Origin of the sequence: Microbacterium martis (assembly GCF_047246685.1) — a bacterium.
Lineage (GTDB): Bacteria > Actinomycetota > Actinomycetes > Actinomycetales > Microbacteriaceae > Microbacterium.
The window spans coordinates 625322-638169 of the sequence record NZ_JBFOKT010000001.1; the positions used below are offsets into that span (position 1 = coordinate 625322).

Annotated in this window: 17 protein-coding genes; 9 read left to right on the forward strand and 8 right to left on the reverse strand. The window is 69.6% G+C overall.

The genetic code is table 11. The features are described from left to right. Nucleotides 1-42: 42 nt before the first annotated feature. The 5 genes from ychF (at nucleotide 43) to AB3M90_RS03000 (ending at nucleotide 3030) form a co-directional block, all read left to right on the forward strand. Nucleotides 43-1116 (forward strand): redox-regulated ATPase YchF, encoded by a 1074-nt coding sequence (ychF, locus tag AB3M90_RS02980; protein WP_412949835.1) that lies wholly within the window; start codon nucleotides 43-45, stop codon nucleotides 1114-1116. A 63-nt stretch (nucleotides 1117-1179) separates the two neighbouring features. After that, entirely contained in the window at nucleotides 1180-1545 is a 366-nt protein-coding gene (locus AB3M90_RS02985) for a bleomycin resistance protein (protein WP_412949837.1), read from the forward strand. Nucleotides 1546-1732: 187 nt separating this feature from the next. Next, nucleotides 1733-1966 (forward strand): FitA-like ribbon-helix-helix domain-containing protein, encoded by a 234-nt coding sequence (locus AB3M90_RS02990; protein WP_412949838.1) that lies wholly within the window; start codon nucleotides 1733-1735, stop codon nucleotides 1964-1966. Further along, nucleotides 1963-2385 carry a type II toxin-antitoxin system VapC family toxin gene (locus AB3M90_RS02995; protein WP_412949839.1) on the forward strand — a complete coding sequence of 141 codons (423 nt, stop codon included), beginning with the start codon at nucleotides 1963-1965 and terminating at the stop codon, nucleotides 2383-2385. Before AB3M90_RS02990 ends, AB3M90_RS02995 begins: the two co-directional genes overlap by 4 nt. Before the next feature lie 75 nt (nucleotides 2386-2460). Beyond that, a complete protein-coding gene (locus AB3M90_RS03000) occupies nucleotides 2461-3030 on the forward strand; it encodes an alpha/beta fold hydrolase (RefSeq protein ID WP_412949840.1) in 570 nt (189 codons plus the stop codon). Nucleotides 3031-3085: 55 nt separating this feature from the next. Here the strand turns inward: AB3M90_RS03000 and AB3M90_RS03005 are convergent, their stop codons facing one another. Beyond that, nucleotides 3086-3385, reverse strand: coding sequence for a Fe-S cluster assembly protein HesB (locus tag AB3M90_RS03005; protein WP_412949841.1), 300 nt, complete (start codon nucleotides 3383-3385; stop codon nucleotides 3086-3088). 129 nt (nucleotides 3386-3514) lie between these two features. Further along, entirely contained in the window at nucleotides 3515-4003 is a 489-nt protein-coding gene (locus AB3M90_RS03010; RefSeq protein ID WP_412949842.1) for a GNAT family N-acetyltransferase, read from the reverse strand. 110 nt (nucleotides 4004-4113) lie between these two features. On the opposite strand from AB3M90_RS03010, the gene AB3M90_RS03015 reads away from it, so the two are divergent. Next, complete coding sequence (locus tag AB3M90_RS03015; protein WP_412949843.1) at nucleotides 4114-4659, forward strand: Dps family protein; 546 nt, start codon at nucleotides 4114-4116, stop codon at nucleotides 4657-4659. Nucleotides 4660-4672: 13 nt separating this feature from the next. Here AB3M90_RS03015 and AB3M90_RS03020 read toward each other — a convergent pair whose 3' ends face one another. Continuing rightward, nucleotides 4673-5197, reverse strand: a complete 525-nt coding sequence (locus AB3M90_RS03020; protein WP_412949845.1) for a DUF6328 family protein — start codon at nucleotides 5195-5197, stop codon at nucleotides 4673-4675. 69 nt (nucleotides 5198-5266) lie between these two features. Here AB3M90_RS03020 and AB3M90_RS03025 point away from each other — a divergent pair, with 69 nt between their 5' ends. Continuing rightward, the gene (locus AB3M90_RS03025; RefSeq protein WP_412949846.1) at nucleotides 5267-5470 is read left to right on the forward strand and encodes a hypothetical protein; all 204 of its coding nucleotides are present in this window, start codon (nucleotides 5267-5269) and stop codon (nucleotides 5468-5470) included. Between the two features lie 15 nt (nucleotides 5471-5485). Here the strand turns inward: AB3M90_RS03025 and AB3M90_RS03030 are convergent, their stop codons facing one another. Both AB3M90_RS03030 and AB3M90_RS03035 read right to left on the reverse strand, forming a co-directional pair. After that, nucleotides 5486-6076 (reverse strand): 1-acyl-sn-glycerol-3-phosphate acyltransferase, encoded by a 591-nt coding sequence (locus AB3M90_RS03030; RefSeq protein ID WP_412949847.1) that lies wholly within the window; start codon nucleotides 6074-6076, stop codon nucleotides 5486-5488. 23 nt (nucleotides 6077-6099) lie between these two features. After that, the gene (locus AB3M90_RS03035; protein ID WP_412949848.1) at nucleotides 6100-6699 is read right to left on the reverse strand and encodes a carboxymuconolactone decarboxylase family protein; all 600 of its coding nucleotides are present in this window, start codon (nucleotides 6697-6699) and stop codon (nucleotides 6100-6102) included. A gap of 79 nt (nucleotides 6700-6778) precedes the next feature. Here AB3M90_RS03035 and AB3M90_RS03040 point away from each other — a divergent pair, with 79 nt between their 5' ends. Further along, on the forward strand, nucleotides 6779-6925 hold the full coding sequence (locus AB3M90_RS03040) for a hypothetical protein (protein WP_412949850.1): 147 nt from the start codon (nucleotides 6779-6781) through the stop codon (nucleotides 6923-6925). A gap of 21 nt (nucleotides 6926-6946) precedes the next feature. Here AB3M90_RS03040 and AB3M90_RS03045 read toward each other — a convergent pair whose 3' ends face one another. Continuing rightward, nucleotides 6947-8428 (reverse strand): MDR family MFS transporter, encoded by a 1482-nt coding sequence (locus tag AB3M90_RS03045; protein ID WP_412949851.1) that lies wholly within the window; start codon nucleotides 8426-8428, stop codon nucleotides 6947-6949. A 204-nt stretch (nucleotides 8429-8632) separates the two neighbouring features. On the opposite strand from AB3M90_RS03045, the gene AB3M90_RS03050 reads away from it, so the two are divergent. Further along, nucleotides 8633-10684, forward strand: coding sequence for an ABC transporter ATP-binding protein (locus AB3M90_RS03050; RefSeq protein WP_412951198.1), 2052 nt, complete (start codon nucleotides 8633-8635; stop codon nucleotides 10682-10684). 53 nt (nucleotides 10685-10737) lie between these two features. Here the strand turns inward: AB3M90_RS03050 and AB3M90_RS03055 are convergent, their stop codons facing one another. Beyond that, nucleotides 10738-11685 (reverse strand): glycosyltransferase family 2 protein, encoded by a 948-nt coding sequence (locus AB3M90_RS03055; protein WP_412949852.1) that lies wholly within the window; start codon nucleotides 11683-11685, stop codon nucleotides 10738-10740. 22 nt (nucleotides 11686-11707) lie between these two features. Next, the gene (locus AB3M90_RS03060) at nucleotides 11708-12844 is read right to left on the reverse strand and encodes a cysteine desulfurase family protein (RefSeq protein ID WP_412949853.1); all 1137 of its coding nucleotides are present in this window, start codon (nucleotides 12842-12844) and stop codon (nucleotides 11708-11710) included. Nucleotides 12845-12848: the final 4 nt, after the last annotated feature.

Below are 12848 nucleotides of genomic sequence, written 5' to 3' on the forward strand. Positions count from 1 at the left end.
CCCGCGAAGCACGTCACTGACCCGCGGGTAGACTCGTACCCCGTGGCTCTCACTATCGGCATCGTCGGCCTGCCCAACGTCGGCAAGTCCACCCTCTTCAACGCACTCACCAAGAACGACGTGCTCGCGGCGAACTACCCGTTCGCGACGATCGAGCCGAACATCGGCGTGGTGAACCTGCCCGACCCGCGACTCGAGAAGCTCGCCGAGATCTTCCACAGCGAGCGCATCCTGCCGGCGTCCGTGTCGTTCGTCGATATCGCAGGCATCGTCCGCGGTGCGAGCGAGGGAGAGGGCCTGGGCAACAAGTTCCTCGCCAACATCCGCGAGGCCGATGCCATCGCGCAGGTCGTGCGCGGTTTCTCCGACGACGACGTGGTGCACGTGGACGGCGCCGTCAATCCGGCATCCGACATGGAGACCATCAACGCCGAGCTCCTGCTCGCCGATCTCGAGACCGTCGACCGTGCGATCACCCGGTACGAGAAGGAGGTGCGCGGCAAGAAGATCGAGCCCGTCGTCCTCGAGACGGCGAAGGAGGCGCGCGACGCCCTCGAACGCGGTGTGCTCCTCTCGGTGGCCGGCATCGATCTCGCCCCGATCCGCGAGCTCGGACTGCTCACCGCGAAGCCCGTCATCTTCGTCTTCAACGTCGACGAGACGGTGCTGACGGATGCTGCGCGCAAAGAGGAACTCGCCGCTCTGGTCGCCCCCGCGCAGGCCATCTTCCTCGACGCGAAGATCGAGTCGGAGCTCATCGACCTCGACCCGGAGGATGCCGCCGAGCTGCTGGCATCGACCGGCCAGGACGAGTCGGGTCTCGACCAGCTCGCGCGTGTCGGCTTCGACACGCTGGGGCTGCAGACGTATCTGACCGCGGGACCCAAGGAGGCGCGCGCCTGGACGATCCTGAAGGGCGCCAAGGCTCCGCAAGCCGCCGGAGTCATCCACACCGACTTCGAGAAGGGCTTCATCAAGGCCGAGATCGTGTCGTTCGACGATCTCGTCGAGACCGGCTCGGTCGTCGAGGCCCGAGCCAAGGGCAAGGCGCGCCTCGAGGGCAAGGACTACGTCATGCAGGACGGCGACGTCGTGGAGTTCCGCTTCAACAACTGACCTCCCCTGCAAGGGAATCGGCTCCGCGCCGGGACATGTGTGACGCGCGGCTACTCTTGCCGGATGACCGATCACGCAGTGCCGAATCTGCCGTCACGCGACTTCGACGAGACGATCGCGTTCTACGGCGGCTTCGGATTCGGGCCGACATATCGAGACGACGGCTGGCTGATTCTCCGCCGCGGAGTGCTCGAGCTGGAGTTCTTCCTGTTCCCGGAACTCGTGCCGGAGCGGAGCTCTTTCATGTGCAGCGTCCGCGTCGATGACCTCGACGAGCTGTACGGGGCTGTCGTTCAGTCGGGCGTCGAGGAGAGGAGCACCGGCCGACCTCGTCTGCATCCGGTGCGCATGCAGAGCTGGGGGCAGCGCGCGGGATTCCTCATCGACGTCGACGGGACCCAGCTCCACCTGATCGAGAACTCCGCCTGAGACGAAGCGCGAAGCGCTACTTCTGCACTTCTCGATCGATCGTGAAAACCGTTCACGATCGCGGTCCATGTTCTTCCCGTGTGCGGCGCCCGAGACAAGCTCGACGTATGGGAATCAGATACCACGAATGGGGACAGGAGAAGAGAACAGTGATATCGTGAGCGCTAGCACACGAGGAGGAAGTTCGATGGCATCGATCATCGTCCGTGGGCTCGACGACCGGATCAAGCAGGAGCTCGCTGCGCAGGCAAAGCGACACGGCCGATCCATGGAGGCGGAAGTGAGGGATATTCTGACGCGCGCGGCTCGCAGACCTCACATCGGGTTGGTCCTCATGCATGCCGCGCGGCAGAACGGCGGCATCGATGACCTCGTCGTGCCGGAGCGCGACGACATCGCGCGGGCGGCGGACTTCTCGTGATCGTTCTGGATACGAACGTGATATCGGAGGTCTTTCGTTCGGCCCCGGATGAGCATGTGGTCGCCTGGCTCGAAGGGCTGACGGGCGACGTCGCGATCACCGCGGTGACTCTCGCCGAGCTGTTGGCCGGCGTCGGCAGACTTCCTGACGGTCGTCGAAGAGATGAGCTGTCCGCTCGTATTCACGCCGCCATCGCACCGTTCCGCGGCAGCGACTCCATCTTGGCCTTCGACGACGCGGCGGCGGCTCGCTATCCTCACGTCGTGATCGGTCGGGAAGCGGCCGGCCGTCCGATCAGCACCGCCGACGCCCAGATCGCCGCCATCTGCCTCACGCGCGATGCGATCTGCGCGACGCGCAACGTGAGGGACTTCGCGCACACGGGGGTCGACGTGCTCGACCCTTGGACCAGGCGCTGAGCCGCGGTCTGGCTGACGCGAGCGGCGGGATACGCTGGAAAGACCCCTGACGACGGCACGAGGAGACTGACGCCGATGACCGAGACCCAGACCTTCGAGCCCGAGGGCCGCGCGGTCCCCTACGTCGACGAAGGAGACGGGCCGGTCAAGCTCGTGCTCATCCAGGAGCAGGGCCTGCCGGCCGACGTGCTCGGAGTGGTCGGCCACTATCTCGCCGAGGAAGCCGGCTTCCACGTGCTGCGCATCGGCTACCGCGGCGGCGATGCTCCGGTATCGATCGACGACCGGGTGGCCGACGCCCTCGCCGTGATCGACCACGTCGGCCTCACCGACACCTGGGTCGGCGGGCACGGCGTCGGGGGAACGGTGGCGCGTGCGCTTGCGGCTCGGCATCATGACCGGGTGAACGGGCTCCTGCTCCTGGGCGTCGAAGACCGCGACATCCCCGTCGCGCCGGTGATCCCGGTGCTCATCATCCAGGGCTCGGACGACGCGGACACGCCTCCGACGAACGGCGAGCGCCTGCAGGCGACGGTCCCCGAGCGCGCGAGCGTCAAGATCATCGAGGGAGCGGATCACCTGTTCCCGATGACGCACCCGATCGAGACCGCGGTGCACATCGAGGAGTACCTCGACTGGGACTGAGCCCGGACACGACGGATGCCGCGCCCCATGAGGCACGGCATCCGGAGTCGTGTCGTCAGGCGACCTTGGCCATGACGGCGAAGGAGACGGCACCCTCCTCGTCGACGCCCGCGTCGAGCACCTTGTCGTCGAGCGCCGACGCGGCGGCCTCGTCGAGGAACAGGCGGGCGCCCGACACCTCCACGACCTGATCCTCGGGCTCCGGATCGGCCGTCACGAGCACGGCCAGACGGGCGCCGCCGTCTTCGGCGGGGGTGGGGGCGGAGTGGATGCGCAGTCCGGCATCCGGCGCCTCACTCTGTCGGCTCACGAGGGTCGAGACGATGGCGGTGGCGTTGTCGGTGAGGGTGAGCACGAGACTCTCCTTCCGGTCGGGGCATGCCGCGGTCGCGACATGTCCGGGCCACGATGCCCGATCGGATGCGCCTGCTCAAGCGTGGCGCGCCGACTCGCAGAGGCTCTCAAGGTTCTTCGCAGGAGGCTCTCAAGCTTCGAGCCGCTTGCGCAGGAACACCTGCTCGGTGCCGTCGCCGTCGGGGACGCGCTCGTGCTCCTCGTAGCCGCACGCCCGATACAACCGCAGATTGGCCTCGCTCAGGCTGCCGGTGAAGAGCTCGGCGACCGGGGCGCTCGACGCGTCTTCGGCTGCCTGCAGCAGCATCCGGCCGATGCCCTCGCCCTGCATGTCGGGAGCGATGGCGATGCGGCCGATGAGCAGCAGGTCGTCGCGCTCGACGAACCGGATCGCCCCGACGAGGCGACCGTCGATCCGCGCCACGAAGCCCGACTCGGAACGCAGCTCGGCCTCCAGCTCGGGCAGGGTCTGCGTCAGCGGCGGCATGTCGACGCTCCCGTAGATCGCCGCCTCCGAGACGAAGGCGGCCCGCTGAACCGTCAGCACCTCGCCCGCGTCCTGGTCGCTGATCGCCTCGATCACGACATCCTCCCGCGCCCGGTCCTGCTGTTCCGTCACCGCTCCGCCTCTCTGGTCCTCACGTCACGATCGGGGTCGCGCGCGACGGTGTCAACCCCCGTGCGACCGGCCCCCGGGCCAGGCTAGCGTCGACGCCAGGAGGTCACACCATGGCTCAGAGCAAGACCACGAAGAAGACCGCATCCTCGACATCGCGAGGCGCGAAGACGACGCGACGCCAGAACGCGGAGAAGGGCTTCACCGCCTCTCCGACGCTCGCCGCCAACCTGCAGAAGGTGCTCGTCGACCTGCTCGAACTCTCCCTGCAGGGCAAGCAGGCGCACTGGAACGTCGTCGGCCGGAACTTCCGCGACACGCACCGTCAGCTCGACGAGATCATCGACGAGGCCCGCGCTTTCAGCGACACGGTCGCCGAGCGGATGCGCGCCCTGCACGCCGTTCCGGACGGCCGGAGCGCCACCATCGCGCAGACGACCTCGCTGCCGAACTTCCCGGCCGGCGAGGTGTCGACCTCGGAGACGATCGATCTCGTCACCGAGCGTCTCGACGATGTGGTCGCGACGATGCGCGACGTGCACGACGAGGTCGACGAAGAGGATCCGACCTCGGCCGACATCCTGCACGCCATCATCGAGCGTCTCGAGCAGTTCGCGTGGATGGTCAGCGCCGAGAACCGCGACCCGGCGGGCCGCTGAGTCGGGGTCGCCGTCACTCCCGCTGGGTTCCGTTCCTTGCGCGCCGGTGGCGCATGATCCGAGGGAGCGCCAGCCACAGGAACACCACCAGAACGAGCGCGACGACCAGGGTCACGAGCCCGGCGGTGCGGTTCATCGTGAAGTCGATGATGAGGGTGGTGACGCCGATGGTGAGAGCACCGATGACGAACAGGTCGATCTTGACGATGCGCGAGGCGATGCGCACCAGGTCGGGCTTGCGCCGGTGTCCGAACAGGGCACGATGCATGCCCACCGGGGCGAGGGCGAGGATGGTCGCCAGCGCGGCCAGCGCCACCAGCACGACGTACACGTCACGCTGCAGCTCGTCCATGTCGGTGAAGCGGGGCTGGAACGCCACCGCGAGGAGGAACCCGGTGAGGATCTGCGTGCCGGTCTGCATCACCCGGAGCTCCTGCAGCAGCTCGAGCCAGTTGCGATCGGCGCGCTCGTTCGGAGTCTCGTCGCGCCCGTCGGCGCGGTCGTCGATCGCCGCGTCTCCCGGCATGTCCGCTGTCATGTTCCCAGTGTCGTGCGCGGTCTCGGCCGCTGTCCAGTCCGCTCATCCGGAAGAAGAGGAGGACGCTCCATGACGCTCCCGCCCATCGAGGAATGGTGGTCCCGACTCTCGCCCGACGCCCGCCAGAGCGTGCTGACCGGCGACTCGCACCATCTCGACGAGACCGTCCGCGAGGAGATCCGTGAGATCACCGGCGCGGTCGTGGGGATGATCGAGACGATCTCGGCGAAAGACCGGAAATACGCGCGGGCGCATACCGACGACGGCGAGTGATCCGGCCCTCCGCGATCAGGGGGCGCCGGATGCCGCGCTCGAGTTCTCCTCGCGCAGCCGGGGCTCGCTCCGCCGCTCGGGCCGCACGCCCGCCTTGTCGGCGTAGAAGGCGCGGATCCGGTCCATGTCGGCGGCGACGTCGCCCGTCAGGTCGAACGTCGGGCCGAGGCCCGTCGTCATCGTGGTGCGATCGACGAAGCCGAGGGTCACCGGCATCCCCGTCTCCCGGGCGATGCGGTAGAAGCCGGACTTCCAGTGCGTGTTGCCGCCCCGCGTGCCGTCGGGGGTCACGACGAGACCGAAGACCGAGCCCGCCCGCACCTGACCGACGACATCGCCCACCACGCGTGCGGGGTCGGCGCGATCGACCGGGATGCCGCCGAGACGCCGCATGATCGGCCCACGCCATCCGCGGAAGAGGCTCTTCTTGCCCAGCCAGTGCACGTCGATGCCCAGCCGCCAGGCGATGGCCAGCATCAGGACGAAGTCCCAGTTCGAGGTGTGCGGGGCGCCGACGAGAACGGTGGGGCGCGTCGGGGCGGGGGTGCTCGCCAGGGTCCAGCGGCTGCACGCCCAGAAGACGCGGGCGATGAGACGAGTGAGCATGGCTCAACCGTACGACCGGGCGCCTATCGATCGGCTGGTCGCTCGTGCCTCGTGCCCGAGGCCGCCCGGCGGAGCGCCGATGCGACCGCCGGATCGAGCCCCGGTGCCTCTTCGACGGGAACGGCCAGCGCCAGCAGCGCGCGGCTGAGCAGATTGCGCGCCGCGGCCGCGAGAGCGATGTCGACGATCTGCCGATCGGAGAAGCCTGCGTCGCGAAGCCGTCGGCTGTCGGCGTCCGTCATGGATGCCGGATCGGACGACAGCCGCGCGGCGAAATCGATCACAGTCCGCTCGGACGCGGTGAAGGCGCTGTCGTCACCGGCGGCGAATGCCATGAGTCCCGCTTCGTCGACCACTCCGGCGCGCAGCGCCTTGCGCCCGTGGGCGAGGAGGCAGTGCGTCGACCCGATCTCGCGGGCGGCGCCCAGTGTCGCGGCCTCGTAGACCCGGACGCCGATCGACGGGAGCACGGCACCCAGCACGCGCTCGAAGGCGGCATGAGCCTCGGGATTCACCGCCATCGCCTGCGTGTGCGCGAAGACGACACCGCCGTCGTCGCGATCGGCCGCGTACATCTCGGCGACGCGCTCGTCGGCGTCGGGCGGGGGCGGAGCGATGATCATAAGCGGACGATACGCCGCATCGTCGGCGGCGGGAAGGGTGTTCGGCGCCGACCCGCCTGAGCAGGCGTACGATCGAGGGATGACCGAGAAGCAACAGGATGCGTCGGAGCAGGACGCGCCCCTTGTGCCGGTTCCGCTGTCCGCCGCGCTGAACCTGCTCGACGGCGACGCCGCGGGCTCCTGCAGCGGCGGCGTCTGTCACATCCCCGCTCCGAAGACGCGGTAGCGCGCAGACGCCGCCTGGCCGTCAGTGGCCGCCGTGGAATCCGTCGCCGGCATCGTCGGCGGGCTTGCGCACGAACGGGCTGAGCGCCACAGCCGCGAGCGAGATGATCGCCGCGATCAGGAACGCCATCCGCGCGCCCGGCGCCCCGGCGACCGCGCGGGAGAGCCCTTCGCCCTCCCCGGCGTGCAGGATCGCGGAGTACGTGACGGTGAGCAGAGCCACGCCCGCCGCCCCACCGACCTGCTGCAGGGTGTTCAGCACGGCGGAGCCGTGGGAGTAGAGCGACCGCTGCAGCGAGCCGAGCGACGCCGAGAAGAGCGGCGTGAACGACATCGCGAGTCCGACCGACATCGCCGCCTGGACCAGGATGAGCACCCACCAGACGGTGTGCTCGCCGACGGTGGAGTAGAAGAACAGCGCGGCCGAGACCAGCATCGTTCCGGGGATCAGGAGCGGACGCGTGCCGTGCGCGTCGAACACGCGACCCATCACCGGCCCGAGCAGACCCATCAGCACCGAACCCGGGAGCAGGATGAGTCCCGACTCGAGCGCGCTGAGGCCGGCCACGTTCTGCAGGTACTGCGGGAGCAGCGTGAGCGTGCCGAACATCGACAGCGCGAGGATCGTCATGATGATCACGGAGAGCGTGAAGGTGCGCGAGCGGAAGACACGAAGGTCGAGCAGCGAGTCGTCGACCCGCTGCAGCACCAGCTGGCGCCACACGAACAGCCCGAGCGACACGGCACCGACGACCAGCGAGATGATGCCGGCCGTCTCACCCGAGCCGCCCTCGCCGCCGAACTGGCTGAGTCCGAACACGATGCCGCCGAAGCCGAGCGCGGCGAGCGGGATCGAGAGCACGTCGAGCGGGACGATGCGCGTCTCGCCGAGGTTGGTCATCCACTTCGCGCCCATGCCGAGGGCGATCAGGGCGATCGGGAGGATGATGGCGAACAGCGCGCGCCAGCTGAGGGCGTCGAGCACGGCGCCGGCCACCGTCGGGCCGATCGCCGGAGCGAGGGAGATGACCAGGCCCACCCGGCCCATCATGCGGCCGCGCGACTGCGGCGGCACGACGTTCATGATGGTGGTCATCAGGAGGGGCATCATGATGCCCGTGCCGGCTGCCTGGATCACGCGGCCGGCCAGCAGCACGGCGAAACCGGGCGCGATCAGTGCGATCAGCGTGCCGAGCGAGAACGAGACCATCGCAGCGATGAACACCTGCCGGGTGGTGAAGCGCTGCAGGATGAAGCCGGTCGTGGGGATCACCACCGCCATCGTGAGCATGAAGGCGCTGGTCAGCCACTGACCGAGCTCGGGCGGGATGCCCAGATCGGCGTTGAGATGCGGGATGGCGATGCCCATCGTCGTCTCGTTGAGGATGGCGACGAAGGCGGCGACGAGCAGAAGCCAGATCACCCGCATGTCGGCGGGCGAGATCGTTCCCGACCGGACGGCGGAAGCAGTGGTCGGGATCGAACCCGTGTCGACGGCGGACATACGGCCTCCTGGGCGCGGGACGAGGGGGAAGCGCAGATGCGCGGGGACCATTCAGCGTAACCACAGGTGGGGACATTCCATTCCGGATGCCCGAGAATTCTTCGGTTTCCGCGTCCACCCCCCGCGGAGGGGTCGCATCGCGCCGCTCGGGGCGACCCGACGAGACCCGGTGTCGGTGCAGCTGGGTACGCTGGCGAGATGAGCATGGGCGGCATGGGCGGCGGGCACCGAGGAGGGTTCCGCGGCGTCGACGAAGACGCGCAGCGGAGGCAGAACGCCGAGGCGCCGCGCATCAGCGGGCTCGGCGCGCGGGTCATCACGCTCTTCCGGCCGTATCGCTGGCGCATCGCCGTCACCGGCATCCTCGTCGTGCTGGGCGCCGGCATCGCGGTCGTCCCGCCGCTGATCGTGCAGCGCATCTTCGACGACGCCCTGTTCCCGGTCGAGGGCGGCGGCCCGCACCTGTCGCTGCTGGCCTGGCTCGTGGGGGCGATGGTGGCTCTCTTCCTCCTCTCCGCCGCACTCGGGGTCGCGCAGACCTGGCTGACCGCCACCGTGGGCAACAGCGTGACCGGCGACCTCCGGGTGCGTCTGTTCGAGCACCTGCAGGCGATGGAGCTCGGCTTCTTCACCCGCACGAAGACCGGGGTCATCCAGTCCCGGCTGCAGAACGACGTCGGCGGCGTCTCCGGCGTGCTCACGAACACGGTGACCAGCATCCTGGGCAATGTGGTCACCGTCATCGCGTCGCTCGTCGCGATGATCCTCATCGACTGGCGGCTGACGCTGATCGCGGTCGTGATGATGCCGTTCCTCGTCGTCGTCCAGCGCCGTGTGGGCCAGGTGCGGGCGCGGATCGCGGGAGAGACCCAGGAGTCGCTGTCGGAGCTCACCTCGATCACGCAGGAGACGCTGAGCGTCTCGGGGATGCTGCTGTCGAAGGCGTTCAACCGCCAGCGCACCGAGTCGGAGCGGTATCAGGCCGAGAATCGCAACCAGGTCACCCTTCAGGTGCGCCGGGCCATGAGCGGCCAGGGGTTCTTCGCCGTGGTGCAGGTGCTCATGGCGAGCGTGCCGGCCGTCATCTACCTCGTCTCGGGCTATCTCATCGCCGGCGGCACCGGAGCGATCACCGCGGGAACGGTCGTGGCGTTCACGACCGTGCAGGCGCGGCTGCTGATGCCGCTGATGGGCCTGATGCGGGTATCGCTCGACCTGCAGACGTCGTCCGCCTTGTTCGCGCGCATCTTCGAGTACCTCGATCTGGTGCCGGAGATCCAGGACGCCTCCGACGCGATCGACGTCGACGACGCGCCCGGGCCCCGCGGCCGGATCGAGTTCGACGACGTCGTCTTCCGCTACCCGGATGCCGCGCCCGACGCGCGACCGACGCTCGACGGCGTCTCGTTCGTCGCCGATCCGGGCCGGCACGTGGCCTTCGTCGGCCCATCCGGGGCGGGCAAGACCACGATCCTGTACCTCGCTCCTCGGCTGTACGAGGCGAAGGGCGGAAGGGTGCTGTTCGCGGGCGCCGACGTGCGCTCTTTGTCACAGGACTCGATCATCGACCACGTCGGCATCGTGTCGCAGGAGACCTATCTCTTCCACGCCACGATCCGCGAGAACCTGCTGTACGCCAAACCGGGCGCGACCGAGGCGGAGATGATCGCGGCGTGCACGTCAGCGAACATCCACCACATCATCGCCGGCTTCGAAGACGGATACGACACGGTCGTGGGCGAGCGCGGCTACCGGCTCTCCGGTGGGGAGAAGCAGCGCATCGCGATCGCCCGGGTCCTGCTGAAGGATCCGCCCGTGCTCCTGCTCGACGAGGCGACGTCGGCCCTCGACACCGTCTCGGAGCGCGTGGTCCAGGAGGCGATCGACGAGGCCGCGAAGGGACGCACGACGCTCTCGATCGCGCACCGGCTGTCCACCGTCATCGGCGCCGACGTCATCCACGTGGTCGAGGCCGGGCGCATCGTCGAGTCGGGCACGCACGCCGAACTGCTCGCGCGCGACGGCCTGTACGCCGAGCTGGCCGCGCAGCAGGTCGCGGCGTCTCGTGTGCTGGCGACCGAGACCGCCGTCGAGGAGGCGGTCACGGGGGGCATCGCCGCAGCGCTGGCGAACAGGCGTGCCGATCGTGCTCCCGAGGATTCGGCGGGGGAGGATGCCGTCGCCGCACTCACCGCCGGAGTCCCGATGCTCGCCCAGCCGCGCGTCGACGAGCGGGTCTACCCTCCGGAGACATGAGGCGCCGACCGTTCGGCACCGGTCGCGGGCAGGTCACCAGGGTCGCGGGCAGATCACCAGGAGAGGGCGGCCGCGATGGCCGCGTCCGGCGACGCGGTCGGGAACTCCGGCAGAGCGCGCAGGTCGTCGATGAACGCCTCGACCTCCGCCGCGTAGGCGGGGTCGTCGTGGACCGCGGCGATCTCGAGCAGGGAGGGCAGGTCCATCGCGAGGATCAGGTCGAGTCGCGCGGTCACGGCGGCGGGGTGTCCGGCATCCTGCAGCACCCGGATGCCGCCGCGCAGGGCGGCGAGATAGTCGCGCAGCACGGGAAGCTGATCCTTGCCCTGCGTGATCGACGTGCCGTCGGGGCGCACCCGCCACCGCACCACCACGTCGGGGATCACGTCGAACGCACGAGCGCGGGTGTACATCTGCTGCGCGACGACCTGATCCTCGTACGCGACCCCTTCCGGGAAGCGCAGATCCTGCCAGAAGTCGGTGCGGCTCACCTTCGACCAGGCCACGATGTTCGACACCGCTCGCGGATGCTGCGCGAGCGTCGTGGCCAACCGTGCGGGATCGGTCGCCGCCGCGACCCAGGGCTGCACGCGGCCGGGGGAGTAGGCGTCGCCGGTCGGGCGGAGGCGCACGTAGGCGCCCGCCACGAAGTCGCTTCCCGACGCGTCGAGCGTGCGGGTCAGGCGGTCGAGTGCGTCGGGGGTCAGCTCGTCGTCGCCGTCGAGGAAGCCGACGAACCGGGTGTCGACGAGGTCGAGTCCGACATTGCGCGCGGCTCCGAGTCCCCGCGACGCCTCGTGGCGCACCACACGGAACCGTGGATCGGCGTCGGAGGCGGCGGCGAAGAGCGCGCCGGTCGCATCGGTGGAGCCGTCGTCGATGAGGACGGCTCGCCACCGCGGCTCGGTCTGGGCACGCAGCGAGTCGAGGGCGGAAGGCGCGAACGCCGCGATGTCGCGTCCCGGGACGATCATCGTCACGATCGGAGCGGAGGCGGTCACCAGCAGAGTCTAGAGCCGCCGGTCACCCCGCCACCGCGAGCACCGACTCGGCGACGAGGGCGGCCAGGTGCTCCGGCGCCTCTCCGGTGAGCGCGGTGCGACCGAACGTGAAGCGCACCGACGTCTGCGCGACCTCGGGCGGGATGCCGCAGGCGACGAGCACGTGCGAGGGCTCGTCGCTGCCCGCAGCGCAGGCCGATCCGCTCGACGAGATGACCCCGCGTCGCTCCAGCTCCAGCAGCACCGACTCGCCGCTCGTGCCCGCGAAGGTGAAGCTCGCGGTGCCGGGGAGCCGCTGCACGGGGTCGCCGGTGAGCCGTGCCTGCGGGACCGCATTCCGCACGCCGCCGATGAATCTCGCCGTCGCTGCCGCGACGGCGGAGGAGACGGCGTCGCGCTCGCCCTCGGCCAGTTCGAGCGCCGTCGCGAGCGCGACCGCTCCCACCACGTTCTCGGTGCCGGAGCGACGGCCCCGCTCCTGCCCGCCGCCGTGGAGGAGGGGCTCGAGGGGCACCCGCCCCCGCACGGCGAGAGCCCCGATGCCCTTCGGCGCCCCGAGCTTGTGCCCGGCGATCGACACGGCGTCGGCGTCGAGGCCGTGCACGGGCAGCCAGCCCGCCGACTGCACGGCGTCGAGATGCAGGAGCGCACCGGAACCGTGGGCGACGCCCGCGAGAGCGGCAGCATCCTGGATCGTGCCGATCTCGTTGTTCGCGTGCCCGAGCGAGACGAGCGCGGTGTCGTCGCGCAGCGCGTCAGCGAGGGCTGCGGTGGTGATCCGTCCTGCCCCGTCGACGGGAACCGAGGTCACCGCCACCCCGTGGAAGCGGCGCAGATAGGCGGCGGATTCGAGGATCGACTCGTGCTCGACCGGCGACACGACGAGGTGACTCCGACCGGAGCCGAGTGCCGCGAGAACGATCCCCTTCACGGCGAGGTTGTTCGCCTCGGTGCCGCCGGAGGTGAAGATCACGTCGCCGCGGCGCATGCCGAGTACCGCGGCGACCCGCGCGCGAGCGTCGTCGAGCGCGCTCGCGGCCGCCTCACCCGCGGTGTGGTGACTCGAGGGGTTCCCGAAGACCCCGGTGAGGTACGGCCGCATCGCCTCGAGCACCTCGGGGCGGATCGGAGACGTCGCGGCGTGATCGAGGTACAGCATCCGC

Coding starts and splice junctions, on each gene's coding strand:
- AB3M90_RS02985 (WP_412949837.1), top strand. CDS start 1,180: ATGACCGATCACGCAGTGCCGAATCTGCCGTCACGCGACTTCGACGAG.
- AB3M90_RS02990 (WP_412949838.1), top strand. CDS start 1,733: ATGGCATCGATCATCGTCCGTGGGCTCGACGACCGGATCAAGCAGGAG.
- AB3M90_RS03000 (WP_412949840.1), top strand. CDS start 2,461: ATGACCGAGACCCAGACCTTCGAGCCCGAGGGCCGCGCGGTCCCCTAC.
- AB3M90_RS03015 (WP_412949843.1), top strand. CDS start 4,114: ATGGCTCAGAGCAAGACCACGAAGAAGACCGCATCCTCGACATCGCGA.
- AB3M90_RS03020 (WP_412949845.1), bottom strand. CDS start 5,197: ATGACAGCGGACATGCCGGGAGACGCGGCGATCGACGACCGCGCCGAC.
- AB3M90_RS03025 (WP_412949846.1), top strand. CDS start 5,267: ATGACGCTCCCGCCCATCGAGGAATGGTGGTCCCGACTCTCGCCCGAC.
- AB3M90_RS03030 (WP_412949847.1), bottom strand. CDS start 6,076: ATGCTCACTCGTCTCATCGCCCGCGTCTTCTGGGCGTGCAGCCGCTGG.
- AB3M90_RS03035 (WP_412949848.1), bottom strand. CDS start 6,699: ATGATCATCGCTCCGCCCCCGCCCGACGCCGACGAGCGCGTCGCCGAG.
- AB3M90_RS03040 (WP_412949850.1), top strand. CDS start 6,779: ATGACCGAGAAGCAACAGGATGCGTCGGAGCAGGACGCGCCCCTTGTG.
- AB3M90_RS03045 (WP_412949851.1), bottom strand. CDS start 8,428: ATGTCCGCCGTCGACACGGGTTCGATCCCGACCACTGCTTCCGCCGTC.
- AB3M90_RS03050 (WP_412951198.1), top strand. CDS start 8,633: ATGGGCGGCATGGGCGGCGGGCACCGAGGAGGGTTCCGCGGCGTCGAC.
- AB3M90_RS03060 (WP_412949853.1), bottom strand. CDS start 12,844: ATGCTGTACCTCGATCACGCCGCGACGTCTCCGATCCGCCCCGAGGTG.